We start from the raw sequence: 16302 nt of genomic DNA on the forward strand, positions 1-16302 counted from the left end.
CACCGAGAAGAAGAGAACACCCATGAGCAACGCCCCCCTGATGAGACGCGGCGCAGCCGTTGCTGCCGCACTGATGAGCGCGTCGCTCGTCCTCACCGCCTGCGGCGGTGACGGCGACGGCACCGGCGACAAGGCCGCCGAGACCCGCAGCGTCAAGGCCGAGAACGGCACCATCAAGGTTCCGACCGACCCCGAGCGCATCGTCACCATCGGCAACACGAACCTCCCGTTCATCGATCTGGGTGGCAAGCCGGTGGGCGTCACCGAGGCGTCCGACTCCGAACTCGACGTACTGCCGAAGGAGCAGAGGACCGCGTACGAGGCAGCCGAGATCATCGGCAGCAACGGTGGCGAGGTGGACCTCGAGAAGCTCGCCGCTCTCAAGCCGGACCTCATCCTGGTCCAGTTCCACTCGAATGACTGGGACAAGGTCGGCAAGAAGCTCGGGGCGATCGCCCCGACCGTGTACTGGGGGCTCGACACCGAGTGGAAGGCCTTCGCCGACGCCATCGCGGAGGCCGGCAACGTCTCGGACGCGCTCAGCCGGCAGAAGGCGGAGTTCAAGAACAAGGTCGCCAAGATCCAGAAGACCTACGGCAAGATCATCAAGGACACCTCGTTCGTCGACGTCTCCCGCGGAGACTGGAGCGATCCCGGAACGTTCTACATCGCGGACATCGGCTGCTCCGAGATCGCCCGGGACGACATCGGCCTGGACCTCCCCGAGGCGGCCGAGGGCAAGGACCCCCTGGCCTACGAGTCCCTGCCGTTCGAGCAGATCGGTGAACTGTCCAAGTACGACGTGGTCACCTACCCCGTGGACGCGGACGGCCGGCCGACAGAGCCGTTCGCGCCGGTGGTAAAGACCAACACCTGGAAGGCGCTGCCCGCCGTTCGCTCCGATCGAGCGCTGGGAGTCTTCTGCCCCGGCAACAACTCGTACGGGCCCGTCATCCAGTACCTTGACTCGCTCGACAGCGCACTGGCGACCCTCCCCGCCAAGCAGTGACAGCCCTCGCCCTTCGGCAGGACGGTCCGGGCACCGAGACGGTGCCCGGACCGCGTCGTCGCCTGCTCGGCCTGGTCGTCGCACTGGTGGTGCTGTCGGCCCTCCTGGTGCTGAGCGTCATGATCGGGTCGACGTCGATCGCGCCGTCAACGGTGTGGGACGCGCTGTTCCACTCCTCGGCCGACATCGACGAGTTCGCGATCCGCGACTTCCGGCTGCCGCGCACGATCGTGGGTCTGGTCGTCGGCGTCGCCCTCGGCCTGTCGGGCGCGTTGATCCAGGCGCTCACCCGCAACCCGCTGGCCGAACCGGGTGTCCTTGGCGTCCATGCCGGTGCGTCCTTCGCGGTGACGGTCGCCGTGGGCCTGCTCGGCGTCCGCGACGTCCGGGGCTACATGTGGTTCGCGTTCGCGGGGGCGCTGGTCGTCACGCTCCTGGTGCTCGCCCTCGGGTCGACACGGCAGGGCCACTCACCGGTGGTCATGGTGCTCGCCGGGGTCTGCGTCGGTGCCGTGTTCGGCGGCGCAAGGGAGGGGCTCCAGTTGACCGACCCGGACGCCTTCGACGCGATGCGGAACTGGAACGCCGGGGCGATCGCGGGTCGCCCGCTGGACGTCGTGTGGCCGATCCTGCCGTTCCTCGCGGTGGCACTCGTCCTGGCCTTCGCGGTGTCGGGCCCGCTCAACGCCCTGGCTCTGGGCGACGAGTTGGCGGTCGCCCAAGGGGTCAGGCTGGTACGCACCCGTGTGCTCGCGGTGACCGCGCTCACCCTCCTCGCCGGCGGCGCCACCGCGATCGCCGGACCCATCGGATTCGTCGGACTCATGGTGCCGCACGTGGCCCGCTGGATCGTCGGCCCGGACCAGCGCTGGATCTTCGCCTACAGCATCCTCCTCGCCCCGAGCCTGCTGCTGGTCTCCGACATCCTCGGCCGCGTCGTGATGCGACCCGGCGAGATCCCCGTGGGTGTCGTCACCGCCTTCGTCGGCGCCCCCGTTCTCGTCGCGCTGGTGCGTCGGAAGAAATCGAGCGGACTATGAACACGCACATCCCCCGGGTGGACCTCGGGCGGCGGGTGCTGGTGCTGAGGCGCCGGCGGATCGCGGTACGTCTCCAGTGGCGCTCGGTCGTCGTCTGCGCGGTGCTCGCGCTCGCGGTCGCCGCCACGGCGGTCCTCGCGCTGATGACCGGCTCGTACTCGCTGAGCCCCGGGCAGGTGCTCTCCGCGCTGACCGGCCGGGAGACCGACATCGTCCGCGACATCGTGGTCGAGTGGCGGCTGCCGCGGGTGGTTGCGGCGCTGGTGTTCGGCGCGGCCCTGGGTGTGAGCGGGGCGGTCTTCCAGTCACTGTTGCGCAACCCTCTCGCCGACCCCGGCATCGTCGGGTTCTCCCAAGGCTCCTACACCGGCGCACTGATCGTGATCCTGGTCGTCAACGGCACCTACGTGCAGCTGGTCGGCGGGGCGTTGCTCGGCGGGATGGCCACCGCCGTGGCCGTGTACCTGCTCGCGCACCGGCGAGGGGTGCAGGGGTTCCGGCTGATCGTCGTCGGCATCGGCGTCTCGGCGATGCTCAGCTCGCTCAACACCTGGCTGATCCTCAAGGCCGACCTGGACCAGGCGATGTCCGCGGCAGCGTGGGGTGCCGGGTCGCTCAACGGCGTGTCCTGGGACCAGGTCGCCGTCGGCGGCGCCTGCATCGCCGTACTCCTGCTGCTGGCCGGGATGTTGAGCCGGCCGATGCGGCAGATGGAGCTGGGTGACGACGCGGCCGCCTCGCACGGGGTACGGGTCGCGCCCGTACGCCTCGGCCTGATCCTGGTGGCAGTGGCACTGACCGCGACGGTCACGGCCGCGTCGGGGCCGATCGCGTTCATCTCCCTGGTCGCCCCGCAGATCGGACGCCGGCTCGCCCGCACCGCCGGGATCACCCTCACCCCCGCCGCCTTCGTCGGGGCGCTGCTGTGCCTGGCGTCGGACTACCTCGCCCAGCACGTCGCCCCCACCCCGCTGCCGGTCGGCATCGTCACCGTCGTGCTCGGCGGCGGCTACCTCGGACACCTGCTGTTCAGCGAAGCCAGGAGACGCCTGTGAGCGCAACCCCGCCCGGCACCGCGCGCCTGCGCGTGGAGTCGGCGACGATCGGCTACGACAGGCGGACCATCTCCGAGCACCTCTCGGTGGCGATCCCCGACGAGTCGTTCACGGTCGTCGTCGGCCCGAACGCGTGCGGCAAGTCCACCCTGCTGCGCAGCCTGTCCCGACTGCTGAAGCCGTCGGTCGGGCAGGTCGTCCTCGACGGCGCCGACATCCACTCGTACAAGACCAGAGACGTGGCGCGGCGGGTCGGAGTGCTGCCGCAGACCTCGATCGCCCCGGACGGGATCACCGTCGCCGACCTCGTGGCCCGGGGACGGTACCCCCACCAGGGGTTCATCCGGCAGTGGACCGAGGACGACGAGCAGGCCGTGCTCAGGGCGATGCACCAGACCTCGGTCACCGACCTGTCCGGGCGCCTGGTGGACGAGCTGTCGGGCGGGCAGCGCCAGCGCGTGTGGGTCGCGATGGCGCTCGCGCAGCACACCGACATCACGCTGCTCGATGAACCGACCACCTTCCTCGACATCACCCACCAGATCGAGCTGATGGAGCTGTTCACCGACCTGCACCACCTCGGCCACACTCTGGTCGCCGTACTGCACGACCTGAACCACGCCGCCCGGTACGGCACCCACCTGATCGCCATGAAGGACGGCGCCGTGGTCGCCGAGGGCACTCCGGAGGAGGTCGTCACGGCCGAGCTGGTCGAGGAGGTGTTCGGGCTGCGCTGCCTGGTGGTGCCCGATCCGGTGGCCGGTAGCCCCCAGGTGGTGCCCCTCGGCCGCGAACGAACGCGACGACGGTCCGCCGGCAACCCCGACGCAGGAAGTGCGAGAAATGCCTGATCCGTTGGTCGAGAAGCTGACGACCGGTGAGTGGAGCCCGGAGAGGTTCCGACGACACCTCCGGGAGAGGGGCGCACCGCTGATTGAGCGGGTCTCCGCGGACGAGGTGGACGTGACGTTCGTCGACGAGCCCGGAGACGACACGACGGTCACCCTCTCGGTCGTCATCGGCCCCCGGATCGGCTTCAACCCGATCGGCACGGAGTTCGCCCCGGTGGCGGGGACGCCGTTCCGCGTCCTCACCCTGCGGATGCGTTCCGACCTGCGCTTCTCGTACGTGTTCGCACGACGTGGTCCGACGGGTGAGGACGCACGGGTCCCGGACCCGTTCAACCCGCCACCGAGGTTCTCCGAGTGCTCGGTGGAGCGGTTCTCCGGGGCCTCGGTCGCAGTGCTGCCCGACGCGCTGCCGTTGCCCTGGCTCGACCAGGCCGAAGCACGGCCCGCCCCGGCGGTCGAGACAGCCGTGCTGGCGAGCGAGTTCCTGGGGGACGAACGCCGCATCTGGGTCTCGATGCCCCCGGGGGAGTTCTCGGACGAGAGCGCGCTGCCCTTCGTGATCCACCTGGACGGGACACCGGACCACAGCGCGCCCAGCGTTCGCGACGCACTGGTCCGGGCGGGGCTGGTCCGACCCTGCGCGGTGGTCCTCGTCGGCCAGCCCGCACCGCAGCGCGACAAGGAGCTGCTCTGCAACCCGGTGTTCTCCCGGATGCTGGTCCAGGAACTGCTGCCGTGGCTCCACCAGCGGTATCCGCTCTCGCGGGACCCCGGTGACGTCGCGCTGGCCGGCGAGAGCTTCGGCGGTCTGTGCGCCGGCTGGACAGCGCTCCACCACCCGACCGCGTTCGGCAACGCCATCCTCCAGTCCCCGTCGTGCGGGTACCACCCCGCCCTCAGGTGGGGCACCGGGGCGGGCGAGCTGCTGCGCCGCACCCCCGTACCGACACTGATCGCCGACTGCCTGGCCGCGGAAACGGCACCGGTCCGCATCTTCCACGACGTCGGTGAGCTGGAGAGCTCGAACACCCACAGCCGCTGGCTGGGCCACGTACTCACCTCGAAGGGCTACGACACCCTCTACAGAGAGTTCGCCGGGGGACACGACTACGCATGGTGGCGAGGAATGTTCGCCGATGCCCTGCTCTGGTGCTTCCCGCTCCCCAGCGGGGATCGGAGCCAGGCATGAGGAACCCCTTGCGCTTCTCGGGCGCCGACACCGCGGGACTGGGGCGAGGACCGCTGACCCGCCGGCTGCCGGTGCTCCTGCTCGCTCCCGCCGAGCCGCTCGGTGTTCGGCCGTTCGAGTGCGGGCCGGGGACCACCCCGGGCCGGTTCCTGCTGCGCGTGATCTTCTCGGTGAGGCGGATCAGCGTTCCCGCGATGCTGCTCGCGATCGTCTGGCAGGTGGGCGAGTCCGCGGTCCCGGTGGTGATGGGACTCGCGATCGACCGGGCCCTTGCCACCGGGGACGAGGGACAGCTGGTCCTGTGGCTCGGCGTGCTGGTGGCCCTCTACGTCGCGCTGACGTCGGCGGCGAGGCTCTCGCTGCGGCTGACCGCCCATGCGGTCCAGGTACTCCAGCACCGACTGCGCGGCACCCTCTCCACGGGCGTGCTGCACCCGGTCGGCGGCACCGCCCGTGCGCCGGGCGGCAAGTTGGTCTCGGTGATGACGAGCGACGTCGCGCGCCTGTCCAACGCGGTGATCCTGACGATCATCCCGGTCTCGAGGATCACGGCCATCGGATTCATCGCGGTGTCGCTGCTCGCGACGCACTGGCTGCTCGGACTCGTAGTGCTGTTCGGGGCGCCGGTCGCGGTCTGGTCGATGGGCGTGCTCAGCGAGCGGCTCTCCCGGGACACCCGCGAGTACCAGGAGCTGCTGGCGTCCACGGTCGGAAAGGCCACGGACCTGGTCGCCGGCTACCGGGTGATCAAGGGGATGCGTGCCGAGGCCGAGGCGACCGGCCGGTACCGGCAGGCAAGCCAGGAGACCCTTGTCGGCGCCAGGCGCAACGCGGGCCTGTTGGGGAGGTTCCTTGTGGGCTCGGGCGTGGTCAGCGGCACGTTCGTCGCCGCGGTGGTGGGACTGGCGGGCTGGTTCGCCGTGGACGGACAGCTCAGCATCGGCGGGCTGATCACCGCCGTCGGCCTCGCCCAGGCACTGCTGCCGCAGATCCAGGCGATCGCGAGCACATCCGTCCCCAACCTCGCCGGCGCCCGCGCCTCGTCCGTGCGTGTCCTCGACGTGCTGCGGGACAACGCCACGTCGACGGCCGGGCCCGATGACGCGACCCGGCGGGAGGTTGCCGCGCTGCCGGAACTGGACGTGGTCGTGCCAAGCATCTGCGGGCCCGGCGTGACGATCCGGGTCGAGCCCGGCGAGCTCGTGGGCGTGCGCGCCGACGACCGGACCGCCGCCCGTGTCGTCGAGGCGCTGCTGGACCCGCGGGCCGAGGGAGGGATCGAGGCGCGGCTCGACGGGATCGAGGCGCGGGAACTTTCCCCGGTCGAGTACCGCTCCCGGGTCACCGTCGCGCCGCACCGCGCCACGCTGTTCAGCGGTACCCTTCGCGACAACATCGCCGTGCTCGCGGGCGCGCCCGAGCGGGTGGACGCCGCGGTGCGGGCCGCCGCTTGCGACGACTTCGCGGCCGACCTCGACGTCCCGGTCGGCGAGGGCGGCAACCGGCTCTCGGGCGGCCAGCGCCAGCGGCTCGCGCTCGCCCGCGCCCTGGCGAGCGACGCGCCGGTGCTCGTACTGCACGACCCGACCACCGCGGTCGACTCGGTCACCGAGCACACGATCGCGGGCCGGCTGCGCGGTGTCCGGGCAGGCCGCTCGACGCTGCTGATCGCCTCGACCCCGGCGCTGCTCGCTGCCTGCGACCGCGTCGTCGAGCTGCCTGACAACGTACCCGCGACCTCAAGGACGGCACAGTGAGCGGCACTTACGCCGTACCCGAGTCCGCGGCTTCCGATGCCGGGCTGCCGGTCGCGAGCGGCCGCGAGACGGCCAGGGAGCTGTGGCGGCTCAGCCGCGGGTACCGGCTCCGGCTCGCCGCGACCGGGGTGCTGGGGATCGTCAGCACCGGCGTCGACCTGACCGTTTCCGTGGCGATCGGATTCCTCGTCGACCGCGTGCAGGCCGGCACCGCGGACCTCGCCACAGTGCTGACGGCCACGGTCGTCATGGCGCTCTCGGCAGTCCTCGGTGCTGCGGGCACCGCGCTGACGATCGTGCTCGCCACCCGCGTCTACCACTCCATCCTCGCCGCGCTGCGCGAGCAGCTCGTGAGCCGCGCCATGACGCTCCCACAGCACCTCGTCGAGCGCGCCGGCACCGGAGACCTGATATCCCGGTCCAGCGACGACGTCACCGCGGTCGCCGACGCCGCCCCCGCCGTGATCCCGGTGCTCACCGTCACCGCCTTCACCATCGTCGTGTCGCTGGGCGGGCTCGCGGCACTGGAATGGCCCTACGCGGCCGCCTTCGCCGTCGTACTGCCGGTCTACGTGCTGGCCGTGCGGTGGTACCTGCGCATCGGACTGGGGGTCTACCGCGCCGAGCGCACGGCGATGAGCGCGCGTGCCCAGCAGATCCTCGAGTCCCAGCGCGGCTACGCCACCGTGCTCGGCTTCGGGCTCGCCGAGCAACGACACCGGGCTGTGATGACGGACTCCTGGCGGGTCGCGAGGCAGTCGCTACGCGCACGCACCGTGCTGAGCATGCTCAATGCCCGGCTCAACCTCGGGGAGTGCCTGAGCCTGGCCGCTGTACTCGTCGTCGGCTTCGTCCTCATCGACCACAACGCATCGACCGTCGGCGGCGCCACCACCGCCATGCTGCTCGTGCTACGCCTGCTCGGACCGGTCAACCAGCTGCTGCTGGTCATCGACACCCTCCAGTCCGCCCTCGCATCGCTGAGCCGCATGATCGGGGTCGTCACGATTCCGTTCAGCTCGTCGGATGTCCCAGCGCAGGCCGCGAGCACCGCCATACAGCTCGACGAGGTCTCATTCCGTTACGGCGAGGGGCCACGGGTGCTCGACGCCATCACCCTCACCATCCCGTCCGGTCAGCGCGTGGCCGTCGTCGGCGTGTCCGGGGCAGGCAAGACCACGCTCGCCGGCGTGGTCGCCGGCACCCACCTACCTGATGCCGGGAGGGTGACTCGCCCCAGCCGTACCGCGATGATCACCCAGGAGGTCCACGTCTTCGCGGGCACCCTGCGCGACAACCTCACCCTCGCCGCGCCCGGGGCCACCGACCGCGACCTCCATGCAGCGCTGGAAGCCACCGGCGCCTCATCGATCCTCGATGTCCTCCCCGACCGGTTGGACACCCTGCTGGGTGTCGGCGGACACCCGCTCACCGACGCACAGGCGCAGCAACTCGCCCTCGCCCGCCTGCTGCTCGCCGACGCTGATCTGGTGATCCTTGACGAAGCGACCGCCGAGGCCGGCTCCACCTACGCCGGACTGCTCGACCGCGCTGCTGATGCCGTCCTCGCCGGGCGCACCGCAGTCGTAGTCGCGCACCGTCTCTCCCAAGCAGCAACCTGCGACCGGATCATGGTGATGGAGCGCGGCCGGATCATCGAGACCGGCACCCACGGGGAGCTGGTTGATGCCGGTGGTGTGTACGCCGGGTTGTGGACCGCCTGGGAGGCCGCTCGGTGACAACAGCATGACCAGGCCAGGATTCGCCGAGCCGAATAGATACGAAAGGCACCCGTCAGCCGTGGAAGTCCCCTGGGACATTTCTGGGACTTCCGGCCCCATCAAGCAGCACGAACGTGAAACAGCCGAAAGGTCATTCGCACAGGTCAGCGCCCATAAGTCACGCATCGCGACAGGTCACCGTTCACTGGTCTCTCTTGCGCGACATCTGACCGGCGTGGTGTCGTGCCCCCTTGGGGACAAGGGGGCACGACACCACAACATGCCAGCTGACCTGCGGATGCCTACCATCACAGCCCTCCACTGATCACTGTTGTTCTGCTGCACCTTGTGCAACGCACGTATCCGCTCCACCAGGCACACCGGCGGGGCGTGGGCCGCAGGACCGCACAGTCACGCCCCGCGTACCTCCTCAATCGGGCATGGCAGCGATCGCGGCCGCGGCGATCTTCTTGGCGTCCGCCTCGCAGCGTGCCGGAGGGTGTTCGTCACCGCCTAGGTCCACTCGCACCGAGAGGTTGCCGTTGAGGACGATCAGCGAGCAGTTGGTTTCGGGGGCTTCGGTGGGGTTGTTGAGGTCGCGCCAGTAGGCCGCGTCGCCGAAGCCGAGCGCCGGTTCGCGCTTGCCCTCCTTCGCCCTCGTGTCGAAGATCTGGCGCTGGAAGAAGGTCCCGTTGTCGGTGGGGCCGGAGGAACTGCTCGACGACCTCTTGATGTCCCACTCCACGAAGGCGTGCGGCGATTCGTCGCGGTAGCGGGCGCCGCCCTCCTCGTAACTGCCGTACCACCAGCAGGCGTTCGACGCCCGGTCGCCGGACTCCTGGTAGCGGTCCGAGTCCTCGTCCCGGCCCGTCAGCGGAAGGTTCTTGGCCGCCTCCGCGCAGAGCGGCACCTTCGTGTACGTATCCGGCCGCTGCTCGGCGCCCGTTGATGGTTCGCCGCCGTCCCCCGGATCGGCGGCCGGGGAAGCCCCGCCCTCAGCGGCGTCCGACGAAGAGCCGCCCCGTCGATCGGAGGTCTCGCCGTCCCCGGACGTCAGTGCGTACACCCCGGCTCCAGCCCCGGCCAGGGCGAGCACGCCGGCCGTCACGAGCGCCGCGAGGACCTTGATGCCCGGCCGGCCCGGCGGTGGTGCAGGAGGGGCGGGCCGTGCCGCGGTCTGCGTAGGCGCCGAGGCCAGAGCGTTCGACGGCAGAGGGGCGGACACCACCGTGCGCTCGTGGCCGTTCAGCAGCCGGTCGATGCTCGCCCGCTGGTCCTCGATCATGCGGTGCACGGCCGAAGGCCACGGCCGGACGGAGTGCGCGACGGGCCCGATGAACTCCTGGAACTGTGCCGGGGTGGGGCGGGCCGCCGGGTCCTTGGCGAGGCAGAGCTCGATGATCCGCCGCAACTCGGCCGGCACGGCCGTCAGATCGGGCTCCGTGTGGACGACGTTGTACAACGACTGGGCCGTCGAAGCGCCCGCGAAGGGGCTGCTTCCCGTGGCCGCGAGCACGAGCACGGAGCCGAGGGAGAACACGTCGCCCGAAGCGGTCGGTTCGCGGCCTTCGGCCTGCTCCGGCGACATGAACGGGGGCGAGCCGATGACGAGGTCCGTCTGCGTCAGGGCCGTCCCGCCGACGCCGTCGACGACCCGTGCGATCCCGAAGTCGATGACCCGCGCGCCGTCCTCGGCCAGCAGGACGTTCTCCGGTTTGAGGTCGCGGTGGACGAGACCCGCCCGGTGGATTGCCGTCAGCGCCGCCGCGAGACCGGCAGCGAGCCTTCGCACGTCCTCCGGGGGCAGCGACCCGGCCGCCACCACCGCCGCTCCAAGCGACGGGCCGGCGACGAAGGCCGAGGCGAGCCAGGGGGTGGCCGCGTCCGGGTCGGCGTCGAGGACCGGTGCAGTGAAGGCGCCGGATACCTTGCGGGAAGCGGCCACCTCCCGCCGGAACCGGGTGCGGAAGCCCTCGTCGGCCGCGAGGCGGGCATGTACCTGCTTGACCGCGACGATCCGGCCGTCGGCCCCGGTGCCGAGCAGCACCCTGCCCATGCCGCCGCGGCCGAGCTCGGCGTGCAGTCGGTAGGGGCCGGCCGCACCAGGGTCGGAGGTACTCAGAGGCTTCATCGGGACGGCACCGCGCTCAACGCGTCTCCCGCTAGGTCGGTGGTCATTTCCTCGCACGTGCCCGACGGGTAGGTGCTGCCCGAGACGTCAACGATCACTACGAGGTTGACGTCCCGTACGTGGAGCACACAGCTCGCGTCCGTGCCGTTGTCGGTCACCCACAGCGCTTCCTCGCCGATGCCCACGTCCTCACGCCGACCGCTGCCCGGGTAGAAAAAGCCTTCGAAGTAGGTCTTGGCCTGCTCGGCCCCGGTCCCGTCCTCGGGGTCGGACCCGAAGCGCCTCCAGGACACGTTGATCTCGTCGCCACTGCGGGAGTGCCATGTGCACCAGCTCATCAAGGAGGCGGCGCCTTCGGATCCGTCGTCGCGGGAGGAGACCATTCTTTCCGCATTGTCCGGCCCTTCCGGGGCATCGAACTGGGAGGGCGCCCGCACCGGGCTGCTGCCCTTCGCGCAGTTCGGCAGATCCGCCGGGTGCTTGTCCGGGACCTTCGACAGCGGCGTGGTACCCGGAGTCGGGACAGCCCAGGTCGTGTCCGGTTCCGGCTTCTGCTCCGGGGCGGTGGCCGAGGCGATGGGCTTCCCTTTCGGTTCCTCCCCCTCCGGCAACAGCAACGCCGCCGCCGTCACGGCGGCCACCACCAGAACGCCTCCGGCAACGAGCCGGAGGACTCGGCGGCGCCGTGACGAGCCGGGCTCCCCGGCGGGTCCGGCGCCGAGGGGAGAGGCAGGCGGGACGGCGGGAGGGGTGAAGCTGGGCGGGGGCGGCGGGGTGCGCGGTGCCGGGGCGGTGCTGGTGGTGGTGTCCGGCCGGCTGAACAGCCTGTCGATCTCGGTCCGCTGCGCGGCGGTGATCCGGTGGACCTCCGCGGGCCAGGGGCGCGTCGTCGGGGCGACGGCGCCGATGAGCGCCAGCAGCTCTCCTGGGGTCGGGCGGTCCTCCTCGTTCTTGGACAGACACGGGGCGATGATCTTGTGCAGCTCCGGCGGGAGGGCACTCAGGTCGGGTTCGGAGTGCGCGACCTTGTAGAGGATTCCGGGCACCGAGTCAGCGTGGAACGGTGGCAGTCCGGTGCAAGCCGTGAACAGGGTGGCACCGAGCGAGAAGACGTCACTCGCGGGCGTCGGCGCGCGCCCGTGCACCTGTTCCGGCGACATGAACGGCGGCGACCCCAGCACCGCTCCGGCGTGGGTGAGTGCGGTCTGACCCTCGGTCGCCCGTGCGATGCCGAAGTCGATGACCCGTACGCCGTCCTCGGCGAGCAGCACGTTCGACGGCTTGAGATCGCGGTGGATCAGCCCGGCGCGGTGGATGTCGGCCAGTGCCTGCGCCAGTCCCGCGGCCAACTGCCGTACGGACGGGACGGGTAGCGCCCTCACCACCTCCAGCGCCTGGCTCAGCGAGGGGCCCGGTACGAAGGCCGAGGCCAGCCAGGGGACGGGGGCATCGGCATCGGCGTCGAGGACCGGCGCGGTGTAGGCGCCGGACACTCGGCGCGAGACTGCCACTTCGCGCCGGAACCGGGCGCGGAACCCGTCGTCGTCGGCCAGATCGGCATGCACCTGCTTGACGGCGACCAGCCGTCCGTCCGGCGAGACACCGAGAAGGACCCGGCCCATCCCGCCCTCGCCGAGCACGGCGACCGTTCTGAACGGCCCTGTCCGCTGCGGTTCCAGCAGTTCCGAAAAACTCATGGCCGAACAGCCCCCCGATCGTCGATCAGGATAGTACGACTGCGCGATCCGCTCTGTGTGCGCTCAGTTTCTCCTCAGGATGTGCACCTCAGCGCAGAGAACCCGAGCACTTTCGGGCGCGCCACCGGAACAACGCACATATCGCCGTAGTAACGCCTGGCACGGTGAGCCCGTCCATGGAGCGTGGCCAGCCGTTGACAGTTCGGCCACGATCTGACGGATCGCCACAGGGAGGGACCGGACTGTGCCGGCCCCAGTCTCGACGTGAGCAAGCAGCTCTTCTTCGAGCCGTTCCGAACCACTTCGCCGAACTCCGGGATGAGCCCACACCACCGGCTGCTGCCGAGGAACTCGAGCAGCACGTCGGCGCCGCTCGGCACTTTCTGCAGCACCCGGGATCACGCGGACGGATGACAGCTACTGAACTCGGCACACTCACACGGCTCGTGCAGGAAGCTGGCCCTGGGCGCGGATATATCCCGGTACACGTCCTCGACACGCTGCATGACTCCATCGTCACGGACGAGTCCGCCCCCGTCCGCACGCTGCACGGCTGGCCAGCCGGAGACGCCCAGGAACGCTTCGCCCCGCCCCCTTCCTCCGCTGACTCCTCGATCTCTGCGACCCACTGAAGGTGAGCCCTTTGTCCACTGCGCGAACGACCAGCACAGCCAGCACAGCCGTGATCATCGTCAACAGCCGTGGCCAGTACCTTCTGCATCTGCGCGACGCGCACAAACCGATCTGCGACGCGGGTACCTGGTCGCTGGTCGGAGGGGCCCCGGAGGAAGGCGAGAGCCTGGACGAGGCGATGGCCCGCGAGATCCTCGAAGAGACTGGTCTCGCCCTTCCCGAAGTAACTCCGTACACCACCACGACGGCTCACGGCCCATACGTCGCCGAGGGGAACATCCACCTCTACACGGCCTGCTGGGACGGGGATGCCCGTTCACTGCCGGTGTCCGAAGGAATCATGTTCGCCTGGTTCGGCCTAGCCACCATGGACCAGCTCTCCATGTGCCCGTGGGCCCACGCGGCGATCAAGTCCCATCACGCCGAACGACCCGTTTCGCCCGTACCCGTGCCGCGCCCGGCCGGCGGCCACGGTGGAGCCGGAGCGGTGAAGAACGTGATCGGCGCACACCTGTTCCTCGAGCGCGACGGCATCACCCTTCTCGGTCGGCGGCACCCTGACGTGGCGTTCGCAGGCGGCGCCTGGCACGCACTCGCGGGGCACGTCGAACGGGAAAGCGTACGTGCGTGCCTGGTCCGTGAGGCGTACGAGGAAGCGGGGCTCATGATCGACCCGGCCGACCTTCAGCTCGTGCACACCGTGCATCTGCTCGACGACCACCAGGACGCCGAGCCCCGCATCCAGTTGTTCTTCGCACCATCCCGGTGGACGGGCGAACCGGAGGTCCTGGAGCCCGACAAGTGCACGGCCTGGACATGGTGGCCGCTGGACAGCCTGCCGGAGGTGACGGTCGCCTACACCCGTGCCGCGATCGACGGCATCCGCGCCGGCACCACGTACACCGAACTCGGGTGGGACGACTTGAGTACCCCGGTGGCGCGGAGGACCCGCTGACATGGCCCTCCCCCCACCCTCAGTCCACTCCGGGCCCAGTGAGTCGCTCGGTGACCGGATCGGGAACGCCCGGCAGGAGATGGTCGCCCACCTCGAAGGTGACGGTGTGCTCACCGACCCCCGACTGCGCGAGGCCCTCCTGGTCGTGCGCCGGGAAGTCCTGCTGCCACACGCCTACGTCCGAACCAGCGGCCCGGAGACCGAGCCGATCGAATGGCGCCTGCCCGACGGGTTCCCATGCGGACGACCGGGAGGAGTGGCTCGGCCTCGTCCACAGCGGGGACGGAGTGCTGCGAGAGGGAGCGGTGTTCACCGTGCTGCTGGCCCGCAGGCTCAGGAGCGCAGCGTGAGCGGGCAGCAGCGGCACCGGGAACCGATCGACGTCCACCTGATTCTGCGCCGCGACGGGGAAGCCGGCGCGGAGGTCCTATTGTCCCGCCGCGCCGGAGACGTCTACGCCTCCGGCCATTGGCACCTGGTCTCCGGACATCTCGACGGACCGCATAAGGACGTCGTCGGCGCCCTGATCCGCGAGGCGTCGGAAGAGGCCGGCGTGTGCATCGACGCGGCGGAGGTTCGCTTCGCGGTCGCCGTGCACCACCGCGGCCCCGGTGGCCGGTCCAGGACCGGGATGTTCTTCGAGGTGCTCACCTGGCAGGGCACGCCCGGCGTCCGTGAGCCGGAGGTGTGCGACGCGATGGGCTGGTTTCCGCTGGAAGCCCTGCCGAATCCGATGGTCGCGTACTGCCGGGCCGGGCTGGACACCTACCGGTCCGGCCAGATGATGGCCGTGCACTTCCAGGAGCCCACCGACCCGATCGCCTACGACGCTGCCCTCGACCGGCGTCGCCCCGTGCCGGCGGTCGGCACGTCCGGACCGGACACACGGCTGCGGGAGTTCACCGAGCAGGCCGTCGGGCACATCGCCGCCTGGACAGACGTCTCCTGGTCGCGGGAGAGCAGCCGGGTGTGGCGGGCGCACGGCGCCGAGGGAGGTGCGTGGTTCGTCAAGGTCCACCAGAACGATCGCTTCCACCAGAGGGAGGTCCGGGCGTACCGGACCTGGGCCTCGTCGCTGGGCCGTGCCGTACCCCGTCTGGTGGCAGCCGATGAAGGGCTGCGGGCCGTCGTGCTCACTGCGGTGCCCGGACGCCCCCTGGTGTTTCGTCGGATCGGCGCGCTCGCCCGTCGCATTCATGAGAGCGCTCCGTCGCGCAACGCTCCTGTAGGCAGTGGGCCGGCTGTTGTGAAGGCCGATCGGCACCTCGCCGCGGCGCGACCTCATCTCGTGTCCGGTGACGAGGCCTTCGTCCGCGAGCTCGTACGGCGGGTGGCGGACCTGCCACCACTGGAGTGGGTGGAGACCCACGGCGACTTCCAACTCCTTCATTAGGCAAGTCACTTGTCGGGATTGAGGCTGTCGCCCTGCCTTGTTCAACGAGGTAGTCGGCTGCGGGGCATGCGGCGGGATGGCGGGGTGGCTATTGGGCGACGTAGCCGCCGTCGACGGGCAGGGCGATGCCGGTGACGTAGCTGGCGCCGTCGCTGCAGAGCCAGAGGACGGCCTGGGCGATCTCGTCGGCGGTGCCGAGCCGGTCGATGGCCTGGCCTGCTTCGGCCTGGTGGCGGTCGAGTTCCCCGCCTTCGACCATGGCGTCGACCATGGGGGTACTGATGGTGCCGGGGCAGACGGCGTTGATCCGGACGCCGCGGGAGCCGTATTCGAGGGCGACGCTCTTGGTGAGGCCGATGACGCCGTGTTTGGACGCGTGGTAGGCGGCGCGGCCGGGGTTGCCGACGAGGCCGCCGAGGGAGGAGCAGTTGACGATCGTGCCGCTGCCCTGGGTGCGCATGTGGCGCAGTTCGTGCTTCACGCTTGCCCAGATGCCCCGGAGGTTGATGCCCTGGACGCGGTCGAACTGCTCGGCGCTCTCGTCGGCGGCGTCGGTGGGCGGGGGCATGATCCCGGCGTTGTTGTAGGCCATGTCGAGCCGCCCGAACGTCTCCACGGTGCGGTCGACGGCGGCGGCGACCTGGTCCTCGTCGGTGACATCGCAGACCAGGGCGAGGACCTGGTGCCCGTCGTCGGTGAGCTGCTTGACGGCGGCGTTGACGGCGTCCTCGTTGATGTCGGCGAGGGCGACGGCGGCCCCGGCTTCGGCGAAGGCGCGGGCGGTGGCCAGGCCCATGCCGGAGGAGGCGCCGGTGACGAAGGCGACCTGGCCGGTGAAGTCGTACGTGGGGTTCATGACGGTGGCTCCCAA

The 16302-nt window shown here is 70.4% G+C and carries 13 protein-coding genes; 9 read left to right on the plus strand and 4 right to left on the minus strand.

The features are described 5' to 3' along the window. Positions 1-22 precede the first annotated feature (22 nt). Genes OG257_RS09240 through OG257_RS09270 form a run of 7 tightly spaced genes read left to right on the plus strand, consistent with a single transcriptional unit; the run spans position 23 to position 8640 of the window. Positions 23-1009, plus strand: a complete 987-nt coding sequence (locus tag OG257_RS09240) for an ABC transporter substrate-binding protein (RefSeq protein WP_329206400.1) — start codon at positions 23-25, stop codon at positions 1007-1009. Continuing rightward, positions 1006-2049: a FecCD family ABC transporter permease gene (locus OG257_RS09245; protein ID WP_329206402.1), complete on the plus strand. Its 1044-nt coding sequence runs from the start codon at positions 1006-1008 to the stop codon at positions 2047-2049. Before OG257_RS09240 ends, OG257_RS09245 begins: the two co-directional genes overlap by 4 nt. Continuing rightward, the gene (locus tag OG257_RS09250) at positions 2046-3104 is read left to right on the plus strand and encodes a FecCD family ABC transporter permease (protein WP_329206403.1); all 1059 of its coding nucleotides are present in this window, start codon (positions 2046-2048) and stop codon (positions 3102-3104) included. The genes OG257_RS09245 and OG257_RS09250 overlap by 4 nt, the downstream gene beginning before the upstream one ends. Next, on the plus strand, positions 3101-3955 hold the full coding sequence (locus OG257_RS09255; protein ID WP_329206404.1) for an ABC transporter ATP-binding protein: 855 nt from the start codon (positions 3101-3103) through the stop codon (positions 3953-3955). The genes OG257_RS09250 and OG257_RS09255 overlap by 4 nt, the downstream gene beginning before the upstream one ends. Further along, on the plus strand, positions 3948-5144 hold the full coding sequence (locus tag OG257_RS09260) for an alpha/beta hydrolase (protein WP_329206406.1): 1197 nt from the start codon (positions 3948-3950) through the stop codon (positions 5142-5144). Before OG257_RS09255 ends, OG257_RS09260 begins: the two co-directional genes overlap by 8 nt. After that, positions 5141-6901 carry an ABC transporter ATP-binding protein gene (locus OG257_RS09265; RefSeq protein ID WP_329206408.1) on the plus strand — a complete coding sequence of 587 codons (1761 nt, stop codon included), beginning with the start codon at positions 5141-5143 and terminating at the stop codon, positions 6899-6901. Before OG257_RS09260 ends, OG257_RS09265 begins: the two co-directional genes overlap by 4 nt. Continuing rightward, positions 6898-8640 (plus strand): ABC transporter ATP-binding protein, encoded by a 1743-nt coding sequence (locus OG257_RS09270; protein ID WP_329206409.1) that lies wholly within the window; start codon positions 6898-6900, stop codon positions 8638-8640. Before OG257_RS09265 ends, OG257_RS09270 begins: the two co-directional genes overlap by 4 nt. A 412-nt stretch (positions 8641-9052) precedes the next feature. Here the strand turns inward: OG257_RS09270 and OG257_RS09275 are convergent, their stop codons facing one another. Both OG257_RS09275 and OG257_RS09280 read right to left on the minus strand, forming a co-directional pair. Beyond that, positions 9053-10753 carry a serine/threonine-protein kinase gene (locus OG257_RS09275; RefSeq protein WP_329206411.1) on the minus strand — a complete coding sequence of 567 codons (1701 nt, stop codon included), beginning with the start codon at positions 10751-10753 and terminating at the stop codon, positions 9053-9055. Beyond that, positions 10750-12450, minus strand: coding sequence for a serine/threonine-protein kinase (locus OG257_RS09280; RefSeq protein ID WP_329206412.1), 1701 nt, complete (start codon positions 12448-12450; stop codon positions 10750-10752). The genes OG257_RS09275 and OG257_RS09280 overlap by 4 nt, the downstream gene beginning before the upstream one ends. A 643-nt stretch (positions 12451-13093) precedes the next feature. Between OG257_RS09280 and OG257_RS09285 the strand changes: the two genes are divergently transcribed. Continuing rightward, positions 13094-14038 carry an NUDIX hydrolase gene (locus OG257_RS09285; protein WP_329206413.1) on the plus strand — a complete coding sequence of 315 codons (945 nt, stop codon included), beginning with the start codon at positions 13094-13096 and terminating at the stop codon, positions 14036-14038. A gap of 19 nt (positions 14039-14057) precedes the next feature. Here OG257_RS09285 and OG257_RS09290 read toward each other — a convergent pair whose 3' ends face one another. Next, entirely contained in the window at positions 14058-14210 is a 153-nt protein-coding gene (locus OG257_RS09290) for a hypothetical protein (protein WP_329206415.1), read from the minus strand. 174 nt (positions 14211-14384) lie between these two features. On the opposite strand from OG257_RS09290, the gene OG257_RS09295 reads away from it, so the two are divergent. Continuing rightward, complete coding sequence (locus tag OG257_RS09295) at positions 14385-15431, plus strand: NUDIX domain-containing protein (protein WP_329206416.1); 1047 nt, start codon at positions 14385-14387, stop codon at positions 15429-15431. Between the two features lie 88 nt (positions 15432-15519). Here the strand turns inward: OG257_RS09295 and OG257_RS09300 are convergent, their stop codons facing one another. Next, positions 15520-16287 (minus strand): SDR family NAD(P)-dependent oxidoreductase, encoded by a 768-nt coding sequence (locus OG257_RS09300; protein ID WP_329206418.1) that lies wholly within the window; start codon positions 16285-16287, stop codon positions 15520-15522. Positions 16288-16302: the final 15 nt, after the last annotated feature.

The sequence above is a fragment of the Streptomyces sp. NBC_00683 genome (assembly GCF_036226745.1).
Classification (GTDB): domain Bacteria; phylum Actinomycetota; class Actinomycetes; order Streptomycetales; family Streptomycetaceae; genus Streptomyces.

What these genes read in the sequence shown, in the direction of transcription:
- OG257_RS09280 (WP_329206412.1), bottom strand. Translation starts at nt 12,450, where the DNA reads ATGAGTTTTTCGGAACTGCTGGAACCGCAGCGGACAGGGCCGTTCAGA.
- OG257_RS09250 (WP_329206403.1), top strand. Translation starts at nt 2,046, where the DNA reads ATGAACACGCACATCCCCCGGGTGGACCTCGGGCGGCGGGTGCTGGTG.
- OG257_RS09300 (WP_329206418.1), bottom strand. Translation starts at nt 16,287, where the DNA reads ATGAACCCCACGTACGACTTCACCGGCCAGGTCGCCTTCGTCACCGGC.
- OG257_RS09240 (WP_329206400.1), top strand. Translation starts at nt 23, where the DNA reads ATGAGCAACGCCCCCCTGATGAGACGCGGCGCAGCCGTTGCTGCCGCA.
- OG257_RS09265 (WP_329206408.1), top strand. Translation starts at nt 5,141, where the DNA reads ATGAGGAACCCCTTGCGCTTCTCGGGCGCCGACACCGCGGGACTGGGG.
- OG257_RS09260 (WP_329206406.1), top strand. Translation starts at nt 3,948, where the DNA reads ATGCCTGATCCGTTGGTCGAGAAGCTGACGACCGGTGAGTGGAGCCCG.
- OG257_RS09275 (WP_329206411.1), bottom strand. Translation starts at nt 10,753, where the DNA reads ATGAAGCCTCTGAGTACCTCCGACCCTGGTGCGGCCGGCCCCTACCGA.